Below are 19,285 nucleotides of genomic sequence, written 5' to 3' on the forward strand. Positions count from 1 at the left end.
CGGATGCGCGGCCCGGCTACGCTGGCGGGATGTCACGCGTCGTCGTCCTGCCGGACCGCGGGACGCTGCTGGTGGGCACCGACCTGCATGGCAACCTGGCCGACTTCCACGCGATCGTGCGCCGCTTCGTGGAGCTGGGCACCGGGAGCCACCTGCTGCTGTGCGGCGACCTGGTGCACGGGCCGGCGCTGGCACCCCACGAGTGGCCGGACCACCTGGGCTCGTACTACACCGACGCGTCGGTCGAACTGCTCGACGAGGCGCGGCGGCTGCGGCAGCGGTTCCCGGGCCGGGTCCACTACCTGCTCGGCAACCACGAGCACGCGCACCTCGGCGGTCCCCGCCTGGCCAAGTTCCACCCCGACGAGGCCCGCCACCTCGAGGACACGTACGGGCCCGGACGGTTCGCCGAGGTCAGGGACTGGCTCGCCGGCTGGCCCCTCGCCGCCGTCGCGCCGGCGGCGGGCATCGTGTTCACGCACGCCGCCCCGCACGCGGTCATCGGCGCGGCGGCCGACCTCGACGCGGCGCCGCTGGCCGGTCACGAGGACGTCGCGCTGCACGAGATGGCGTCGCGGAGCGTGGTCGGCGCGCTGCTGTGGGCCCGGACCACGAGCGCGGACCGGGCGACCGCGTTTCTGCGTGCCCTGCACCCCGCCGCCCGGGTCGCGGTCTTCGGCCACGACGTGATCCGCGAGGGCCACCTCGTCGAGCACGAGCCGCTGCTGTGCGTCTCCACCAGCTACGGCTGTCACGACGGCGACAAGGTGTACCTCGAATGGGACCTCGCGGTCCCCGCCGGCAGCGCGACCGCTCTCGCCCGCACCGGCCTGCGCCGGCTCCACCCGGACGCGCCACCCGTGCACCGGCACGGCTGACCGCAAAGGCGCCAGCAGCGCCACAACAGGTCAGGTCGGGCTCAGTGCCAGTAAGGCGGCCCGGCCGGTGCCTTCGGACAGGACCGGCACGGCCCGCCAGTCCGCGAGCGAGGACGGGTCCACCGGCGATTGTCCACAGAGGACATAGCGCCCGGGGGTCATCGCGGCGTGCCGGCCCGGCAGCGCGGCCAGGCACCGGCGGTGTGCCTCCTCGGCCGTGCCCGGGCCGCCGGCGACGAACGCGACCAGCGGTGCGCCGTCCACGGACGCGAAGACCCGGCAGGCATCCGGCGCGAGGGCGTCGTCGACAAGCCGCTGGACCTCGGCGAGGTCGACCCAGCAGCGGTCGACGCGCAGCCAGCCCGCCGGCCGCTCGATCGGTGGCAGGGCGAGCGCCGCGACGATGCCGGCGTGGTCGAGGTCGCCGGCCGCCGCGGCGACGAGCAGCCGCTCCAGGGCCAGGAGCAGCGCCGTGACCTCGGCCGGTCCGACCCGGCCGGTGTCGCCGCTCCACAGGCGGGCCACCAGCGCGCCGTCGACGCTGCCGAGGTCGAAGCGGAGCAGGACGTCGGTCGCCGGCAGGTCCACCCACTGGGTCTCCGTCGCCGCGGCCCGCTCGATCTCCCGCAGCGGCCGCGGGTCCGGGGCGCGGGTGTCCATGACGACGCTGTTGAACACCGGCTCGAACGACGGCGCCACCCCACGGTCGGCGGTGATGCGGGTCGAGTGCTCATGCTGGCGGTACACGTCGTAGGCGCCGTGCAGGCCCGCCTGCAGGACCGCGCCAAAGCAGCGGCGCACCAGGGCGTCGAAGCCCGAGTCGCCGACCTCGACGGTCAGGAACGTGGACTGGGCCAGGGTGCCCACGTAGCGGAGCAGGTCAGACTCGAACCGGTTCGCCGACAGCGTGACGAAACTGCAGGTGGCGTCGCCGGTACGGCGGGAAAGCAGCGCACAGAACGCGGCCAGGACGATCGCCGGGCGGCTCGTGCCGGTGCGGGCCGCGACGTGCTCCAGCGCCATTGCCGCGGCCGTCGAGGAGATGCCGCAGGCGCCGGAGCCGCCGCCGGGTCCGGTGCGCGGCCCGGCGTACGGGTGCGCGGGCGCCTCCCGCAGCGCGCGCTCCCAGTGCCGCAGCGCCGTCTCCATCCGCCGGCGCCGGGCCGGCCGGGCCTCCAGCGCGGCCCGGTCGAGGGGCTGCGGCCGGGGTTCGCCGGGCACCCGGGCGGTGGGGTCGCGGATCAGTTCGGTGAACTCGGCGTCGAGCACCGCCAGGGCCTGGAAGTCGGCCACGATGTGCGAGCAGACCACAACGGCGGCGCTCACACGGCCGTCGTTGACGGCGACCGCGAACCGGACCGGCGGCGCCGCGGCGGGATCGAACGGCTCGGCCCGGCACAGCGCGACGAGCCGTGCGGCGTCGAGTCCCGGGTGGACCCGCAGCGGCAGCGTGCCGGACGCGAGGACCCGCTGGACGCCGGGGTCGCCGAGCTCGTACGTGCTGCGCAACCCCTCGTGCCGGCACAGCAGCACCTCGAAGCAGTCGGCGACGTCCCGGACCGTCGTGCCGGGCGGGACGGCGAACGCGTGGTCGAGGACCGCGGCGGGCGCGTGCGGGACGTCGAGCAACCACTTCGCGATGTTGCCCTGGCCGGCGGTGAGCGGCCCGGCCCCGGACCGGTGTCCCTCGAACCGTAATCGCACCATTTTCAGGTCCTTTCCACTCCGGCCGAATGTCGCGCACCGTCATCGAATCAACAAACTATGGCGCCGATCAATGAAAGTTTCAGTATTCGTTTTTCGAAAATGCTGCGGCGTGCCCCTGTCAGCAGGGCAACCCTGGCCAGGGAGGGAAGCCCGGAACGGAAAAGGCGATGTCAGACGGCCACTCCGTGATGCTGATCGGGTCCCCGCCGAACAATGTTTCGAAACGAAGGGTCTGTCGCAATGGACAAGAAACGCAAGCTGGCCGCCGCCGGGGCCGGTGCTCTCGCCGTCGCCGTGGCACTGGGCATCGCGTCGACCGCGGACGCCGCCGCGTCCACGCTCGGCGCGGCCGCCGCGGAGCAGGGTCGATACTTCGGCACGGCGGTCGCGGCGTACAAGCTCAGCGACTCCGTCTACACGGGCATCCTGGACCGCGAGTTCACCATGGTCACGCCCGAGAACGAGATGAAGTGGGACGCGACCGAGCCGTCGCAGGGCTCGTTCTCCTACGGATCCGCCGACCAGATCGTGTCCCGCGCGCAGTCGAAGAACCAGCGGATGCGCGGGCACGCCCTCGCGTGGCACTCGCAGCAGCCGGGCTGGGTGCAGAACCTGTCCGGGACCGCCCTGCGCAACGCCATGGTCAACCACGTCACGCAGGTCGCCACCCACTACCAGGGCAAGATCTACGCGTGGGACGTCGTCAACGAGGCGTTCGCCGACGGTGGTGGCGGCGGGCGCCGCGACTCGAACCTGCAGCGCACCGGCAACGACTGGATCGAGGTCGCGTTCCGCACCGCGCGGGCCGCCGACCCGGGCGCGAAGCTCTGCTACAACGACTACAACACCGACGGGCAGAACGCGAAGTCCAACGCCGTCTACGCGATGGTCCAGGACTTCAAGTCCCGCGGCGTACCGATCGACTGCGTGGGGTTCCAGTCGCACTTCAACTCCGCCAGCCCCGTCCCGAGTGACTACCAGGCGAATCTGCAGCGCTTCGCGAACCTCGGCGTCGACGTGCAGATCACCGAACTGGACATCGAGGGCTCCGGCAGCACCCAGGCGGAGAACTTCCGCAAGGTCACCCAGGCCTGCCTGAACGTGACCCGCTGCACCGGCATCACCGTGTGGGGCATCCGGGACAGCGACTCGTGGCGGGCGTCGGGCACGCCGCTGCTGTTCGACGGCAACGGCAACAAGAAGGCCGCGTACACCAGCACCCTGGCGGCGCTGGGCGGCGGAAGCCCGACGAGCAACCCGCCGGTGAGCAGCAGCAGCTCGGCGCCGCCGAGCTCGCAGCCGCCGATCCCGTCGGGTGGCTGCACCGCGACGGTGTCGGTGAACCAGTGGCAGGGCGGGTTCGTCGCCACCGTCCGGGTCACCGCCGGCGCCAGCGGCACCAACGCCTGGGCGGTCACGCTACCGCTGCCGTCCGGGGCCACCGTCACCAACTCGTGGAGCACGACCCGGTCGGGCAACACGTGGAGCAACGTCTCCTACAACGGCCGGATCGCCGCCGGGCAGTACACCGAGTTCGGCTTCCAGGCCACCGGCACCGCCGGCACGCTGAGCCCGACCTGCGCCGCGAGCTGAGGAGGGCCGGATGCGTCTGATCAAAGCCGCCCTGGCCGCCGCGGTCCTGGCCGTCGCCGGCATCGCCCTGATCGCGTCGCCGGCGGCCGCCGCCACCCTGACCGAGGTCACCAACTTCGGCACCAACCCGACCAACCTGCGCATGCACCTGTACGTGCCCAACACGGTGGCCGCCCGCCCGGCGGTCGTCGTGGCCGTGCACTACTGCACCGGTTCCGGCCCGGCGTTCTACTCCGGCACCGAGTTCGCGTCGCTCGCCGACCGCTACGGGTTCATCGTGGTGTACCCGTCCGCCACCCGCAGCGGCAACTGCTTCGACGTCTCGTCGCCGGCGGCCCTGCGGCGCGGCGGTGGCAGCGACCCGGTCGGCATCATGTCGATGGTCACCTACGTCCAGCAGCACAACAACGCCGACCCGGGCCGGATCTACGTCACCGGCGCCTCGTCCGGCGGCATGATGACCAACGTCCTGCTCGGCGACTACCCGGACGTCTTCAAGGCCGGCGCGGCGTTCATGGGCGTCCCGTTCGGCTGCTTCGCCACCACCGACGGCTCGTCCTGGAACAGCACCTGCTCCAGCGGCCAGCTGAACAAGACGCCGCAGCAGTGGGGTGACCTGGTCCGGGCCGCCTACCCGGGCTACACCGGGGCCCGCCCGCGGATGCAGGTCTTCCACGGCACCAACGACACGACCCTCGCCTACCCGAACTTCGGCGAGGAGATCGAGCAGTGGACGAACGTGCTCGGGGTCAGCCAGACCCCGGTGCTCACCGATCAGCCGCAGTCCGGCTGGACCCGCACCCGCTACGGCAACGCGGGCACCATGGCCCCCGTCGAGGGGATCAGCCTGGCCGGCGTCGGGCACAACCTGCCCCTGGCCGGGCAGGCCGCGATGGTGATCGCGTTCTTCGGCCTGTCCGGGGGTACGACCCCGACGAGCACTCCGCCCAGCTCGCCGCCGGCTTCGCCGTCGACGCCGCCGTCGAGCCAGCCGCCGGCGCCGGCCGGTGGGTGCCGCGTGTCGTACACGGTGAACCCCTGGAACACCGGGCTCACCGCGTCCGTCACGGTCACCAACGCGGGCACCACCCCCGTCAACGGCTGGACCCTCGGGTTCACGCTGCCGTCGGGGCAGACCGTCACCTCCGCGTGGAACGCCACCGTCACGCCCACCTCGGGCGCGGTCACGGCGCGGAACCTGAGCTACAACGCGACGATCCCGCCGGGCGGGTCGACGTCGTTCGGGTTCCAGGCGAACCACTCCGGCAACACCGGTGGGCCGGCCGCGTTCACCCTGAACGGCAGCGCCTGCACGGCCGTCTGACAGCACGATGAAGGGCGGGACCCGAAACCGGGGTCCCGCCCTTCGCGCTTGCCGAAGCCTCAGTGCAACGAAATCACCGGGTGCAGCTGCCGGTCGTGGCCGACGACGCGGCGCGGGCCGGCGACCGGGACCCGCACCGCCGCGTGGACGTCCACACTGGACCGTGCGACGCGCAGCTCGACCTCGCCCGGCTCGACCAGGCGCCGCCCGTCCCGGCCGGAGTACGACAGCAGGTCGGCGTGCAGGCCGAACACGACCGTGCGGTCCTGTCCCGGCGCGAGGTCCACCCGGGCCGCGGCGATCAGCTGCCGCTCGGGCCGGGCCACCTCGGCGACGGGGTCGTGCAGGTACACCTGGACGACGGTGCTCGTCGCGCGGTCGCCGTCGTTGCGCACCGGCACCGCCACCTCGACGATGCCGTCGGTCGCCCAGCCGCCGGCGGGGGAGAGGGTGACCTCGCCCCACGCCGTGCCGGTGTAGGACAGCCCGTGGCCGAACGCGAACAGCGGCGTCGGGTCCACGTTGCTGACGCCGCTGCGACCGGCGAGCGGCGCGGCCAGGTAGGTCGACGGCTGCGAGCCGCCGGCACCGGGGAAGCTCACCGGCAGCCGGCCCGACGGGTCGATCCGTCCACTGAGGACACCCTCGATCGCGGTGGCGCCCTCCTCACCGGGGAAGAACCCGCACAGCACCGCGGCGAGCCGGTCGACCTGGCGGGACAGCTCATACGGGCGGCCGACGAGCAGGACCAGCACGACCGGCGTACCGGTGGCCAGCAGCGCCTCGAGGAGCTCCTCCTGCCGCCCGGGCAGCCGGAGGTCGACCGCGTCGCAGCCCTCCCCGGACGTGCCCCGGCCGAACAGCCCGGACAGGTCGCCGAGGACCGCGACGCACACGTCGGCCCCGGCGGCGGCCTCGACCGCGGCGGCGATCTGCTCGTCGTCGCCGCCGAGGACCGGGCAGCCCAGCGCGTAGGTGACGTCGTGCCCGGCCTTCAGCGCGTCCAGCACCGACGGCACGGCCACGCCCGCGGGCACGTCCGGGTGGTGCACCAGGACATGGCGGGGGAACGAGTAGCAGCCGAGCATCGCGCCGGACTCCGCGGCACCGGGACCGACGACGGCGAGCCGGGCGCCGGGGCGCAACGGCAGCGCGGACTCGTTGCGCAGCAGCACGATCGAGCGTTCCGCGAGCTGCCGGGCGAGGTCCCGGGCCTCGGGCGGGTCGATGTCCACAGTGGCGTCGGACAGCGCGGGAGGCGACGGTTGCCAGTCCTCGTCCAGCAGCCCGAGGGCGCATTTCTGCAGCAGGATCCGGGTGACGGCCCGGTCGATGAGGGCCTCGTCGACGTCGCCGGCCTCGACGGCGTCCAGCAGCGGTGCGCCGTAGCAGTTGGCGCCGGGCAGCTCGACGTCGATGCCGGCGCGCAGGGCGAGCGCGGCCGCGTCGGCGCGGGTGCCGGCGACACCGTGCAGCGTCTGCAGGAACGCGACGGAGAAGTAGTCGGACACGACCGTGCCGTCGAAGCGCAGCCGGTCCCGGAGCAGGTCGGTGAGCAGCGCCGGGTCCGCGGCGACCGGGACGCCGTCGAGGTCGGTGTAGCTGTTCATGACCGAGCCGGCACCGGCGCGCAGCGCCATCTCGAACGGTGGCAGCAGCACGTCGGCGAGCTCGCGCGGCCCGATCGACACCGGCGCGAGGTTGCGCCCGGCGCGGGAGGCGGAGTAGCCGGCGAAGTGTTTGAGGGTGGCGATGACGCCCGCGGACTCCAGCCCGCGCACGTAGGCGGCGCCGATCGTGCCGACCAGGTGCGGGTCCTCGCCGATGGTCTCCTCGACGCGTCCCCAGCGCAGGTCCCGGACCACGTCCAGGACCGGGGCGAGGCCCTGCTGGATGCCGAGGCGGCGCATGGTGCGGCCGATCTGCGCGCCCATCCGCTCCACGAGGTCCGGGTCGAAGCTCGCGCCCCACGACAGCGGCGCCGGGTAGATGGTCGCCTGCCAGGCGGCCAGCCCGGTCAGGCACTCCTCGTGCACGATCGCCGGGAGGCCGAAGCGGCCGGCGGCGATGATCTCGCGCTGGAGGCGGGCGACCCGCCGGGCGCCGTCGGCGGGCGCGATCGGCGTGGTGCCGTAGGCGCGGGTCACCTGGCCGAGGCCGTGGGGGATGAGGGCGGTCCAGTCGATCGGGTCGGGCGCCTGGTCGTGCTGGTGCGGGGCGACCTCGCCGGCGGTGTCGTCGACGTCGAGCCAGGCGCCGTACATCTGCGCCACCTTCTCGCGCAGGGTCATCCGGGTCATCAGGTCGGCCACGCGTGCGGACGCGGGCGCCGTGGTGTCCCGCCAGGTTCCGCCTGTGGTGGGCGAGGAGACGCCGCTGTCGAGTGTCACGCTCGGGCTCCAATGTTCGTGCAGGGTGGCGCTGGGCAGGGTCGCACCGCGCGCCGCGTGCGCCGTTGCGCACGGCGCGGTCGCGGGGCACCGTGAAACTTTCAAACCGCGCGGGTCAGACGTTCAGACCGCGCGGGTCGACCGGCGCACGACGAGCCGGGTCGTGAGCCGCACGTGGGTCGTGTCGACCGGCGCGCCGTGCATGAGCTTGATCAGCAGCTCGATCGCGTGCTGGCCCATCGCGTGGATCGGCTGCTCGACGGTGGTGAGGGCGGGGCTGGCCAGGGCCGCCTCGGGGACGTTGTCGAAGCCGACGACGGACAGGTCGTCGGGCACCCGCAGCCCCATCGACGCCGCGACCTCGACGGCGGCGATCGCCGAGACGTCGTTGGCGCCGAAGATGGCGGTGGGCCGGTCCGGGTCGCTGAGCAGCAGGTGGGCCGCGGCGGCCGAGGAGTCCGGGTCGTAGTCGCCGACCTGGATGAGGTCGGGGTCGACGGGCACACCGGCGTCGCCCATGGCCTCGCGGAAGCCCAGCTCGCGCTGCCGGGACGACTCCAGGTCCGGCCGGCCGGTGATCATCGCGATGCGGCGGTGTCCCAGGTCGAGCAGGTGCTGGGTGCCCAGCCTGGCGCCGTTGAGGTTGTCCGAGTCGACGGTCGGCAGGCCGGACGGGCCGGCGTGCGGGTCCACGGCGACCACCGCGGTGCCGTAGTCGACGTCGATCACCGTCGGCGTGACCAGGACCGCGCCGTCGATCAGCGTGCCGGACAGCCGCGACAGGTAGCGCTGCTCCCAGCCGGCCTGGTCGCTGGTGCGCCCGCCGGCGGAGTAGACGACCAGCTCGTAGCCGGTGCCCTTGATCGCCTTCGCGGCGCCCTTGAGCAGCTCGGTGCTGAACGGCTCCAGGTCGGCGACGAGGATGCCGATGACGTTGGTCTTGTGGTTGCGCAGGCTCTGCGCCACGAGACTCGCCTCGTAGCCCAGCTCGCGGATGACGGACTGGACGTGTGCGCTGGTCGCGGCGGACACCCCGTAACGGGCGTTGAGCACCTTGGACACCGTCGCCACCGAGACGCCCGCGGTCGCGGCGACGTCCCGGATCGTGATTCGAGAACTGGGCTTCACGAGGGCAGAGTAACTTCCGATAACGATATCAACAACGATTGACAAGCCTCGTTCCTGAGGCGGAGACTCTGCGGTCATCGAGGGCCGAGCCCTTTGGCTCGGCTCGCCCCCGTCAGGAGATGATCACTTTGAACGTCCGCCTGAGCACCCCACGGAGGCTGGCCGCGATCACCGTCGCATTGGCGATGGTCGTGCCCTCCCTGACCGCATGCGGCGACGACGAAACCGGATCGGGCGGCGACCCGAACGCCGCCACGACCTTGACCTGGTGGCACAACGGCGCCCAGGACCCCGCCAAGGGCGTCTGGCAGTCGATCGCAGACCAGTACCACGCCGACCATCCGAATGTGTCGTTCAAGGTCGAACCGGCACAGAACGAAGCGCTCAAGACCAAGATCTCGGTGGCGCTGCAGTCGCCGACACCGCCGAGCATCTTCCAGCAGTGGGGTGGCGGTGCCCTGGCCACCCAGGTGGAGTCCGGCAAGCTCCTGGACATCACCGATGCGACGTCGAGCTGGATTCAGGAGCTCGGCGCCGGCGCCAAGGGCTGGCAGGTCGAGGGCAAGCAGTACGGCGTGCCCTTCGGCCTGCACGTCGTCGGCTTCTGGTACCGCACGGATCTCTTCACCCAGGCCGGCATCACCGCGCCCCCGAAAACGATGGAAGAGCTCAACGCCGCCGTCACCAAGCTGAAGGCCAAGGGCATCGCCCCGATCGCCGTCGGCGGCAAGGACAAGTGGCCCGACGCGTTCTGGTGGTCCTACTTCGCGATCCGCGAATGCGCCCTGGACACCGTGAAGAACACCGTGAAGAACCTCAAGATGGACGACCCGTGCTGGGTCAAGGCCGGTGAGGACCTCAAGGCGTTCCTCGACACCAAGCCGTTCCAGGACGCCTTCCTCGGCACCCCCGCCCAGCAGGGCGCGGGCAGCTCGGCGGGTCTGCTCGCCAACGGCAAGGCGGCGATGGAGCTGCAGGGCGACTGGGAGCTGCCCACGATGATCCCGCTGACCGAGGACAAGGAATACGCCAAGAAGCTCAGCTGGTTCGAGTTCCCGGCCGTCGCCGGGGGCAAGGGCACCCCCGGGACCGCGCTCGGCGGCGGCGACGGCTACTCCTGTGCCATCAAGGCCGGCGCGGCGTGCGCCGACTTCCTCAAGTACATCGCCAGTGCCCCGGTGCAGCAGAAACTGGTGCAGAGCAACACGATCAGCCTGCCGGCGAACCCGGCGGCGATCTCCGCCATCCAGGACCCCACGCTCAAGACCGTGCAGGAGTACCTGAACAAGGCGCCATACATCCAGGTGTACTTCGACCAGGCGCTGCCCACGAGCGTCGGGCAGGCACTCAACGACGCCATCGCCGACTTCTTCGCCGGCAAGGGCAGCCCGCAGGGCATCGTCGACGCCTTCAACAAGGCGGTCGCGAACAAGTGACCGCATCCGCAGTCACGGCACCACAGAGCGAGGCCGGCCGCGTTGACCCGCGGCCGGCCCGCCGGCCCGGGCGCCGCGGCACCCGGCTGGAGCTCGCGCTGCTGCTCACCCCGGCGCTCGTGCTGTTCGTCGGGTTCGTGCTGCTGCCGATCGCGGTCGCCGTCTACTACAGCTTCTACAAATGGACCGGGTTCAGCCCCCGCACCCCGTACGGGCTGGGCAACTACCAGCGGGTCCTGGAGGACGAGGTCTTCCGGTCCGCGCTGCTGCACAACCTGATCATCGCCGCGCTGTCCGTCGTCATCCAGCTGCCGCTGTCGATCGCGCTGGCGCTGCTGCTCAACCGCAAGATCCGCGGGCGGGCGGTGCTGCGGCTGGTGGTGTTCGCGCCGTACGTGCTGTCGGAGGCCATCACCGCGGTCGTCTGGCTGCTGATGCTGCAGCCCGGCGGCCTGGTCGACCAGTTGTTCAACGCGGCCGGGCTCGGTGGCCTGATCCAGCACTGGCTCGCCGACGGTGACCTGGTGCTCTACACGCTCTTCGTGGTCATCACCTGGAAGTACATCGGCTTCGGCGTCATCCTGCTCCTCGCCGGGTTGCAGAGCATTCCGGCCGAGCTGCGGGAGGCCGCCTCCACCGACGGCGCGTCGCCGTGGGACACCACCCGCCACATCGTGCTGCCGCTGCTCGGGCCCACCATCCGGATCTGGATCTTCCTGTCCGTCATCGGTTCGCTGCAACTGTTCGACCTGGTGTGGATCATGACGCTCGGCGGTCCGGCGAGCGCCTCCGCGACCATGGCCACGTACCTGCTCGACCACGGTTTCAGCCGCTACGAGTTCGGGTTCGGCAGCGCCGTCGCCGTCGTGCTCTTCGTCGTGTGCTTCATCTTCGCCCTGCTGTATCAGCGCTTCGCGTTGCGCCGCGACCTGCGGGGCGCACTGACCGGGACCAAGGGGTGACCGGCATGAAGAGACGCCTGTCCTTGGGGACGCCGTTCACGTATCTCGTCGTGCTGCTCGTCGTCGGCGTGACGGTCGTGCCGCTGCTGTTCACCATCCTCGGCGGGTTCCGCACCAACGCGCAGATCAACAACGAGCCGGTCGGCTGGCCGTCGCCGTGGAACCTGGGCAACTACACCGACGTGCTCAGCTCCGACGTCTTCTGGCAGGCGATGGGCAACAGCACGCTCATCTCCGTCATCACCACCGGCCTCGCCGTCGGCGTCGGCGCGATGGCGGCGTTCGCGCTGTCCCGCTACACGTTCGCCGGGCGGGAGTCGCTGTACACCCTGTTCACCCTGGGCCTGCTGTTCCCGCTCACCGCCGCGGCCCTGCCGCTGTACCTGCTGCTGCGCGAGCTGGACCTGCTGGAGAACCCGCTCGGGGTGGCGCTGCCGCAGGCCGCGTTCGCCCTGCCGATCACGATCGTCATCCTGCGCCCGTTCATGGCCGCGATCCCCGCCGAGCTGGAGGACGCGGCGGCGATGGACGGCGCCGGCCGGCTCGGGTTCTTCTGGCGGATCCTGATCCCGCTGAGCCGGCCCGCGCTGACGACCGTGGCGATCCTGGCGTTCGTCACCAGCTGGAACGCCTACCTGCTGCCGCTGCTGGTGCTCAGCGACCCGTCGAACTTCACCCTGCCGCTCGGCGTCGCCGCGTTCCAGTCCCAGTTCTCGCAGGACACCGCCCGGATCCTGGCCTACACGGCGGCGTCGATGATCCCCGCGATCGGTTTCTTCGTGTTCGCCGAACGGCACATCGTCGGCGGCCTCACCGGATCGGTCAAGGGCTGAGCCGCCGCGCCTTCGCCGGGGAACGATCGGCGCGTCTCTCCGGCGGAGGTGCGGCTTCCCGCAACTGGTGCAACAGTTCCGCCCGCGAGACGCCGAGCGCCAGCAGCAGGCGGGCCGCGGTGCCGTCCTCCGGCTCGAGGGCGGCGACGGCGAGGTGCGTCGTGCCCGTCTCGGGGTGACCCGCCTCGCGGGCCAGGTCCACCGCCCGGTTGACCGCGTCGACCGCCTCGGCGGTCCACTGCGGCCAGGGGGTCCAGATGACCAGCTGCACACGCCCCGTGGGCGCGATCACCGGGTGCTCCGGGCGGGCGGCCGGCAGCGCCGCGACCGCCCGCTCAAGGGTCACGCCGTGCGCGTCGAGGAGGTCCGGCGCGCCGTTGAAGGGCAGCAGGGGCGAGCGCAGGCGCCGCCCGGCGGTCCGCAGTTGCTCGCCCAGCCCGGCGATACCGAGCAGCAGGTGCGCGGCGGTCACCGGGCCGTCGTCGAGGCGGACCGTCTGGCGCATCGCCTCCCGGATGACACTGGGGGTGACCGCACCGCCGTAGCGGCTGTCGCCGACCTCGGCACGGCGCAGCTTCCGGTCCAACCAGCCGCCGAGGCCGGTCCGTTCGCTCATCTCCCTGGCCGGGGCGAGCTGCGACACCACTGGCGTGTACGGCCGGCCGGGCTCCCGCCACGCCGGCTCGGCCCGCAACCCGGCGAGGTGCTCGTCCGCGGGCTGCCCGCTCAGCGTCTCGGTGCACGCCCGCAGCAGCCCCGCCACCAGGTGGAGGTGACCGGTCGTCTCGACCCCGGCCGCCCGGGCCTCGTCCAGGGTCGCCAGCAGCCCGGCCATCACGGACCCGTGCCATCGCACCGGGCCGCGGTCGAACCGGTCCGGCGGCACGCTGAGTCGTGCCTGGCGCAGCAGCTGCGACACCGGATCGGCGCCCGCGAGGTCCTGCGCCAGCAGGCCGTCCGTCGACGCCTTGAACGGCACCCGCCAGGCCGAGCCGGCGTGCACCTGGCGTTCCACCTGCCGGATCGTGGGCACGCGCCCGGACTCACCCGGCACGGCCAGCCAGAGCAGCGTCGAGGCGTCCACCACCCGGTTCGCCGGTTCGTTGCGCGCCGCGGCGTACGCCGCCGTACGCACCAACCCTGCCACCGTATCGCCGAACTCCATGCCAGCACCCCCGGCCGTCCATCGTGGTGGACGGCCGCAAGGTGCCTACAGCGCGGCGATCGAGGCCGGCGCCCGCTCCGCCCGGCTCAGCGCGCGCAGCACGTCGGTCTGGCCGTGGCGGCGCAGGGCGATGCGGGACAGGATGTCCACGACGGTCTCCACGGCGGCGGGCGGGAACTCCGGCGTCGTGACGCCGATGCTGTGCGCCAGGTCGTCGCTGTGCACGACGACCTCCAGCAGCCGGCTCGCCACGAAGTCGTCCAGGGCGATCGACCACGCACCCCAGGTGGGGCGGCGCACCGGCCGGTCCGGCGCGGCCGGCAGCGCCGTGCGCAGGGACGCGACGGTGGCCTCGACCCGGGCGGCGAGGTCGGCCGGCCCGTCCGCGGCGTCGTCCTCGCCGCTGGTGCGGATGAGGACGTTGAACGGGTCGTCCAGGTCCGATCCGATCCAGTGCACCCGGGCGTAGTAGTCGTGCAGGCCGATGACCTCCTCGGTGGGCACCGGCTCGGCGAGGACCTTGGGGATGAAGAAGATCTGCCCCGCCAGGTGCCCGGCGAGCCCCCGGACGCTGAGCTCGGGCAGGGCGCTCGGCTCGTGCCACGCGGCGGCCACCTCGGGCGCGGCGAGCAGCCGGGCGGCGGTCGCCGCGGCGGTGAGATAGAGCTCCCTGATCTGCGTCATGCCTGCGGCAACGCCCGACCGGCGGGACGCATTCCGATCAATCCGGCCGCGAGGTCCAGCCGCGCGCCCGGAGCCGTTCGAGGCCGTCCAGGATCAGGTCCAGGGAGAACTCGAACTCGAACTGGTCGTCGCAGCCGCTGCCGACCACGGAAGCGTCGTCATGCGCGACCTTGGTCGTGATTTCGGTGATGTACGGGTACCGCTCGGCCATCTGCCGGCCCAGTTCCGGATCGATGGGCGCGTCACTCGGCGGGGGAGTGCCGAACAGCTCCTGCGAGAAGCCGAGGATGCGGCTGCCCATCGCGTGCATCACGTGGTGGGTGAGGTCGACGGAGAAGCCGCCGGCCCGGAACATGCCGATCATCGAGTCCATGTACTGCAGGACCACCGGCGTGGCGGCCGTGCGGGTCTCGAGCACCCGGGACGCCCAGGGGTGCCGCAGCAGCGCCCGGCGGGCGGAGAGGATCCGCTCGCGGACGGCGGCCTGCCAGTCGGTGCCGGCGACCGGCGGGTCGATCTCGCCGACGACGACGTCGAGCATGCCGTCGAGGAGCTCCTCCTTGTTGGCGACGTGCTTGTAGAGCGCCATCGGCACGACGCCCAGGGTCTGCGCGAGGTTGCGCATGCTGAGCGCGTCGATCCCCGTGCCGTCGGCGAGGTCCACGGCGGCGCGCAGCACGCGGTCCCTGGTCAGGGGTGCGCGCCGAAGGGTGTCCACCTGCCGCACCCTATCCCCCCTTGACTGGTGTACGCCGTACACCTTACCGTCGAAGCGTGCTGGTGTACGCCGTACACCTTCCGAATCCGAGGAGAACGCGATGAAGGCGATCGTCCAGGACCGCTACGGCCCGTCCGATGTGTTGCGGCTCGGCGAGGTCGACCCGCCGGTGGCCGCCGCCGGCGAGGTGCTCGTCCGGGTCCACGCGGCCTCGGTCAACGCCCGCGACTGGCACGTCATGCGCGGCGACCCGTACGTCGCCCGGATGGCCTTCGGGCTCGGCGCGCCGAAGGTGCGGGTCCGCGGCACGGACTTCGCCGGCCGGGTCGAGGCCGTCGGCGCGGGGGTCACCGGCTTCCGCCCCGGCGACGAGGTGTTCGGCGAGATCGACGCCGCGTTCGCCGAGTACGTCCGGATCCCGGCCACCGGTCCGCTGGCGATCAAGCCGGCCAACCTCACGTTCGAGCAGGCCGCCGCGCTGCCCACGGCCGCGAACACCGCCCTCATGGGCCTGCGCGACGCGGCGCGGGTCACCGCCGGGCAGCACGTCCTGATCAACGGCGCGTCCGGCGGCGTCGGCACGTTCGCCGTGCAGATCGCCAAGGCCTTCGGGGCGCGGGTCACCGCCGTGTGCAGCACCAGGAACCTCGACCTCGTCCGGTCCCTCGGCGCGGACCGGGTGATCGACTACACCCGGGAGGACTTCACCCTCGGCGCCGACCGGTACGACGTCGTGTTCGACCTCGTCGGCAACCACGCACTGGCCGACTGTCGGCGGGTGCTGACGCCCGCGGGGGCCCTGGTGCTGTCCGGCGGCGGCGTGTCCGAGGGCGGCAGCCTCTTCGGGCCGGTCCGTCTCATCGCCCGGGCCCGGGTGGTGTCGAGGTTCGTCCGCCACCGGGTGCTCGCCCTCGTCGCGGTGCCGAGCCGGAAGAACCTCGAGACGCTGGGGGAACTCTTCGAGTCCGGCGCGGTCACCCCGGTCATCGACCGCACGTTTCCGCTCAGCGACGGCGCGGAGGCCGTCCGGTATCTCGAGATGGACCACGCGCGGGCGAAGGTCGTCATCACCGTGTGAACCGGCTACGCCGGCACCCTCGGCTCCTCCGCGTCGAGCTCGGCCAGCAGGAACCGGGCGTGTGCCGCGTAGCGCTCGCTGACCTCGACGGTGTGCAGCACGGCGGCGCGGCGCTCGCCCGGGGTGACCCTACGGGTGGCGGCGAGCTGATCCCGCGCCGCGCGCAGGTGCGCCAGGTGCGCGTCAAGGAGCGCGAGAATGTCGTGGTGCATGACCCCTGACCCCTCGACGTCGGGTGGCGTTGCCGCCGTTACCGGAGCGGAACGGCGGCACGGCCGGGCTACTTCTTCTTCTTGTTCTTCTTGTTCTTCTTCTTGTCCTTCTTCGACTTCTTAGCCATCCGACCCACCTCCGATTCCTGCTGGTTGTACCCGCGGATCTGATGTTTAGCCTAGTGGCCGGCGGGGCTACGCACAGGAGGATCGTTCACCTTGCGTACACCTTCTGTTCACCATTGCCTCAGGGGGCGGTCGGCAGGGTGAAGGTGAACGTAGTCCCGGTCGGCTCGGTCGGGGTGGCGGTGATCGTGCCGTGGTGCGCGTCGACGATGGCCTTGGTGACGGCCAGGCCGAGGCCGGTGCCCTTGATGCCGTGCGCGAGCGCGGTCGAGGCGCGGAAGAACCGGGTGAACAGCTGCTGGTACTGCTCGGGCGGGACGCCGATGCCGGTGTCGCTGACGCTGACGGCGGCGTCGTCGCCGGTGCCCACGGCGGCGACCGTGACCGTCCCGCCGGCCGGGGTGTACTTGACGGCGTTGGAGAGCAGGTTGTCCAGCACCTGCCGCAGCCGCGCCGGGTCGGCCCGCACCGTCAGGTTCGCGCCGGGTTCGAGCCGGACCGTGAGACCCTTGGCGTCCGCGGCCGGCCGGTGATCCTCGATCGCCTCCCGCAACGCCCTGGTCAGTGACAGCGGCCGCGGGTTGACCGCGAGGCTCGCGCTGCCGAGCCGGGCCAGGTCCAGCAGGTCGTCGACGAGCTGCTGCATGTGGCTGCTGTGCCGGAAGATGACCTCGCCGTAGCGGCGCACCTCGTCGGTGACGCCGGGCTCGTCGCCGATGATCTCCGCGTAGCCGAGGATCGTGCCGATCGGGTTGCGCAGCTCGTGCGAGACGAGGGCGACGAGGTCGTCCTTCATCCGGTCCAGCTCCCGCAGCCGCTCCACCTGCTGCCGCTGCTCGGCGAGGAGCTCCTCACGGTGCTCGGCGAGGACGCGGCGCTCGGTGACGTTGCTGCTCATCCCGTCCAGGAACAGCCGGCCGTCCTCCCGCCGGGCCAGCGCGCGGGTCCACACCCAGCGTGTGACGCCGTCGAAGCCGAGGACCCGGACCTCCATCTCCGCCGGCTGGTCCGCGGCGATGGACGCGTTGAACCCGCGGAACTCCTTGATGTCGTCCGGGTGCACCCGCTCGGCGAGGACCATGGCCAGGTCGGTGCCGCTGGGCATCGGCGAGCCGAACACCCCGGCGCCGTCGGGGCTGGCGTACACCGACCGGACCGTCTGGTCCGGCAGCACCTCGACGGTCCAGACGTAGTCGTTGACCCGGGCGATGACGCGGTCGAAGTCCAGGCGCGCGGCCGCGAGGGCGGTGGTGAGGTCGTCGGCGCGCAGCCGCTCGATCTGCCGGGCGATGTGCGCGCAGACGCCGTCGAGCATCGCCACGACGTCCGGGTCCGGCGGGACGAGCCGCTCGGTGGCGAAGACGAGGACACCGAGCACGGTCCCGCCGCTGAGGACCGGCAACCCGATCACGGCGTGCAGCCCCGCGGCGACGGCGGCGGCCGTGCGTTTCGAGGCGTACGGCAGCCGGTTGACGTCGGCGATCCACTGCGGCCGCCCGGTGCGCCAGACCTGGCCGATCATCCCGCCGTCACGGGTGACCGGCGGCGGATCGTGGAGGAAGTCCGGCCGGGCCCGGCCGGGGCTGGCCCAGACGCCGAGCCGGATCGCCGTGTCGGTGTCCGGGTCGACGTGCCAGTACTCGCCGAACGCCCAGTCCAGCGCGACCGTGACCGCCTCGATGACGGCCTCCGCCGCCTGCGCCGCGCCGCCCGCGGTCGTCAACGCCTCCGCCACGGCGAGCTGCGCGTCCCTGAGCCGCTCGGCCTGGTGCGCCTCGGTGATGTCGTGCATCGCCACGACCGCGCCGAGCCGCTGGCCGTCCGGGGCGTCGATCGGCTGGCCGTTGCACAGGAACCGCCGCTGCACGCCGCCCGGGCCGCCGACGACCAGTTCCTCGCCGTGGACGTGCTCCCCGGCGAACGCGCGGGCGAGCGGCACCTGGTCGGGTCGCAGCAGCCGCCGGCCGTCCGCGGCGAACAGCTGAAACCGCTCCGCCCAGGTCTGCCCCGTGGTCGGTTCCACCGGCACGCCCTGGTGCGCGTCGTGGAACGCGCGGTTGACCGTGGCGAGCCGGCCCTCGCTGTCGCAGGCGACCACGGCCGTGTCGAGGCTGTCCAGCAGCGCCCGCTGGAACGTGCGCTCGGCCTCCAGCTGCCGCCGCGCCGCCTGCCGGTTGCTCAGGTCGTGCACGAACGCGTGCACGACCGCCCGGTCGCGTTCGACGTACACCTGGGCGACGACCTCGATCGGGAACCTCCGGCCGGCCCGGTCCACCGCCGTGACCTCGAGGGTCGCGGCGGATCCGCGGCCGGCCGCACCGGCCAGCCAGGCGGCGAAGGCGTCGCGGCTCTCGTCGGCGACGACCACGCCGGCCGGCCGGCCGAGGGTCTCCGCCGCGGACCGGCCGAACATCCGCTCCGCGGCGAGGTTCCAGGCCAGCACGGCGCCGGCGGCGTCGAGCGACAGGAACGCGTCCGCGGCGCTGTCCAGCACCGCCTGGGTGCGCGTCGAGGCAAGCATCAGCTCGCTGTTGGCCAGCCGCAGGGCCAGCTCGACCTCGGCGGCGCCGGCCAGGTCCGCGACCGTGTCGAGCTCCTCGGCGGTCCACTGCCGCGGCCCGTCGTCGACGACACAGAACGCGCCGAGCACCTGCCCGTCCGGCGTGCGCAGCGGGTGCCCGGCGCAGGCGGGTCCCAGCCGGGCGCCGGCCGGGTCCAGGCGGCCGCCGGTCACGGCCGCCGGCGCGTCGTCGTCCACCACGCTCCGGCAGAGGTCGGCCACCGGCGAGTCCAGCCCGATGGCGGGCCCGGCCACACTGACGAACACCTGCCGGTGGGCGTCGAGCAGGGACACCAGGGCGGAGGGCACGCCGACCGCCCGCCGGGCGAGGCGGGTCAGGCGGTCCAGCGAGGGCACCCCGGCGGCCTGCAGCAGCCCGGTGGCGTGCAGCGACTCCAGGCGCGCCGGATCACCGGCGCGCCCCGCGGGCGTCGCACCCGCCGATCGTGACCCACGACCCCGCACACCCTGTTATCGGCGCCACGGCGACC

Annotated in this window: 15 protein-coding genes; 7 read left to right on the forward strand and 8 right to left on the reverse strand. The window is 72.6% G+C overall.

Annotated features, from left to right (window positions below; all coding sequences use genetic code 11):
- The first annotated feature begins 29 nt into the window (after positions 1–29).
- Positions 30–878, forward strand: a complete 849-nt coding sequence (locus tag Dsi01nite_RS47440; protein WP_203853070.1) for a metallophosphoesterase — start codon at positions 30–32, stop codon at positions 876–878.
- A 30-nt stretch (positions 879–908) separates the two neighbouring features.
- Here the strand turns inward: Dsi01nite_RS47440 and Dsi01nite_RS47445 are convergent, their stop codons facing one another.
- On the reverse strand, positions 909–2,585 hold the full coding sequence (locus tag Dsi01nite_RS47445; RefSeq protein ID WP_203853071.1) for a condensation domain-containing protein: 1,677 nt from the start codon (positions 2,583–2,585) through the stop codon (positions 909–911).
- A gap of 240 nt (positions 2,586–2,825) precedes the next feature.
- Here Dsi01nite_RS47445 and Dsi01nite_RS47450 point away from each other — a divergent pair, with 240 nt between their 5' ends.
- Both Dsi01nite_RS47450 and Dsi01nite_RS47455 read left to right on the forward strand, forming a co-directional pair.
- On the forward strand, positions 2,826–4,178 hold the full coding sequence (locus Dsi01nite_RS47450; RefSeq protein WP_203853072.1) for a glycoside hydrolase family 10 protein: 1,353 nt from the start codon (positions 2,826–2,828) through the stop codon (positions 4,176–4,178).
- 10 nt (positions 4,179–4,188) lie between these two features.
- Positions 4,189–5,502 (forward strand): extracellular catalytic domain type 1 short-chain-length polyhydroxyalkanoate depolymerase, encoded by a 1,314-nt coding sequence (locus Dsi01nite_RS47455; protein ID WP_203853073.1) that lies wholly within the window; start codon positions 4,189–4,191, stop codon positions 5,500–5,502.
- Between the two features lie 59 nt (positions 5,503–5,561).
- Here the strand turns inward: Dsi01nite_RS47455 and Dsi01nite_RS47460 are convergent, their stop codons facing one another.
- Positions 5,562–7,892, reverse strand: coding sequence for a beta-xylosidase/alpha-l-arabinosidase (locus Dsi01nite_RS47460; protein ID WP_239136808.1), 2,331 nt, complete (start codon positions 7,890–7,892; stop codon positions 5,562–5,564).
- A gap of 123 nt (positions 7,893–8,015) precedes the next feature.
- Entirely contained in the window at positions 8,016–9,020 is a 1,005-nt protein-coding gene (locus Dsi01nite_RS47465) for a LacI family DNA-binding transcriptional regulator (protein ID WP_239136810.1), read from the reverse strand.
- Between the two features lie 119 nt (positions 9,021–9,139).
- On the opposite strand from Dsi01nite_RS47465, the gene Dsi01nite_RS47470 reads away from it, so the two are divergent.
- The 3 genes from Dsi01nite_RS47470 to Dsi01nite_RS47480 are packed head-to-tail and all read left to right on the forward strand — an operon-like array spanning position 9,140 to position 12,251.
- Positions 9,140–10,456 carry an ABC transporter substrate-binding protein gene (locus Dsi01nite_RS47470; protein ID WP_203853075.1) on the forward strand — a complete coding sequence of 439 codons (1,317 nt, stop codon included), beginning with the start codon at positions 9,140–9,142 and terminating at the stop codon, positions 10,454–10,456.
- On the forward strand, positions 10,453–11,418 hold the full coding sequence (locus Dsi01nite_RS47475) for a carbohydrate ABC transporter permease (RefSeq protein WP_203853076.1): 966 nt from the start codon (positions 10,453–10,455) through the stop codon (positions 11,416–11,418). The genes Dsi01nite_RS47470 and Dsi01nite_RS47475 overlap by 4 nt, the downstream gene beginning before the upstream one ends.
- Before the next feature lie 5 nt (positions 11,419–11,423).
- The gene (locus Dsi01nite_RS47480) at positions 11,424–12,251 is read left to right on the forward strand and encodes a carbohydrate ABC transporter permease (protein ID WP_203853077.1); all 828 of its coding nucleotides are present in this window, start codon (positions 11,424–11,426) and stop codon (positions 12,249–12,251) included.
- Here Dsi01nite_RS47480 and Dsi01nite_RS47485 read toward each other — a convergent pair.
- Genes Dsi01nite_RS47485 through Dsi01nite_RS47495 form a run of 3 tightly spaced genes read right to left on the reverse strand, consistent with a single transcriptional unit; the run spans position 12,241 to position 14,827 of the window.
- Entirely contained in the window at positions 12,241–13,416 is a 1,176-nt protein-coding gene (locus tag Dsi01nite_RS47485; protein WP_203853078.1) for a Clp protease N-terminal domain-containing protein, read from the reverse strand. The genes Dsi01nite_RS47480 and Dsi01nite_RS47485 overlap by 11 nt on opposite strands.
- 45 nt (positions 13,417–13,461) lie before the next feature.
- Positions 13,462–14,100 (reverse strand): maleylpyruvate isomerase N-terminal domain-containing protein, encoded by a 639-nt coding sequence (locus Dsi01nite_RS47490; RefSeq protein ID WP_203853079.1) that lies wholly within the window; start codon positions 14,098–14,100, stop codon positions 13,462–13,464.
- Positions 14,101–14,137: 37 nt separating this feature from the next.
- Positions 14,138–14,827, reverse strand: a complete 690-nt coding sequence (locus tag Dsi01nite_RS47495) for a TetR/AcrR family transcriptional regulator (protein ID WP_203853080.1) — start codon at positions 14,825–14,827, stop codon at positions 14,138–14,140.
- A 91-nt stretch (positions 14,828–14,918) separates the two neighbouring features.
- Between Dsi01nite_RS47495 and Dsi01nite_RS47500 the strand changes: the two genes are divergently transcribed.
- Positions 14,919–15,896: an NAD(P)-dependent alcohol dehydrogenase gene (locus tag Dsi01nite_RS47500; RefSeq protein ID WP_203853081.1), complete on the forward strand. Its 978-nt coding sequence runs from the start codon at positions 14,919–14,921 to the stop codon at positions 15,894–15,896.
- 5 nt (positions 15,897–15,901) lie between these two features.
- Here Dsi01nite_RS47500 and Dsi01nite_RS47505 read toward each other — a convergent pair whose 3' ends face one another.
- Together Dsi01nite_RS47505 and Dsi01nite_RS47510 are read right to left on the reverse strand one after the other, a co-directional pair.
- Positions 15,902–16,108 carry a hypothetical protein gene (locus Dsi01nite_RS47505; RefSeq protein ID WP_203853082.1) on the reverse strand — a complete coding sequence of 69 codons (207 nt, stop codon included), beginning with the start codon at positions 16,106–16,108 and terminating at the stop codon, positions 15,902–15,904.
- A gap of 247 nt (positions 16,109–16,355) precedes the next feature.
- Positions 16,356–19,259 (reverse strand): ATP-binding protein, encoded by a 2,904-nt coding sequence (locus tag Dsi01nite_RS47510; RefSeq protein ID WP_203853083.1) that lies wholly within the window; start codon positions 19,257–19,259, stop codon positions 16,356–16,358.
- Positions 19,260–19,285: the final 26 nt, after the last annotated feature.

The organism is Dactylosporangium siamense, assembly GCF_016862795.1.
GTDB classification, from domain to species: Bacteria; Actinomycetota; Actinomycetes; order Mycobacteriales; family Micromonosporaceae; genus Dactylosporangium; species Dactylosporangium siamense.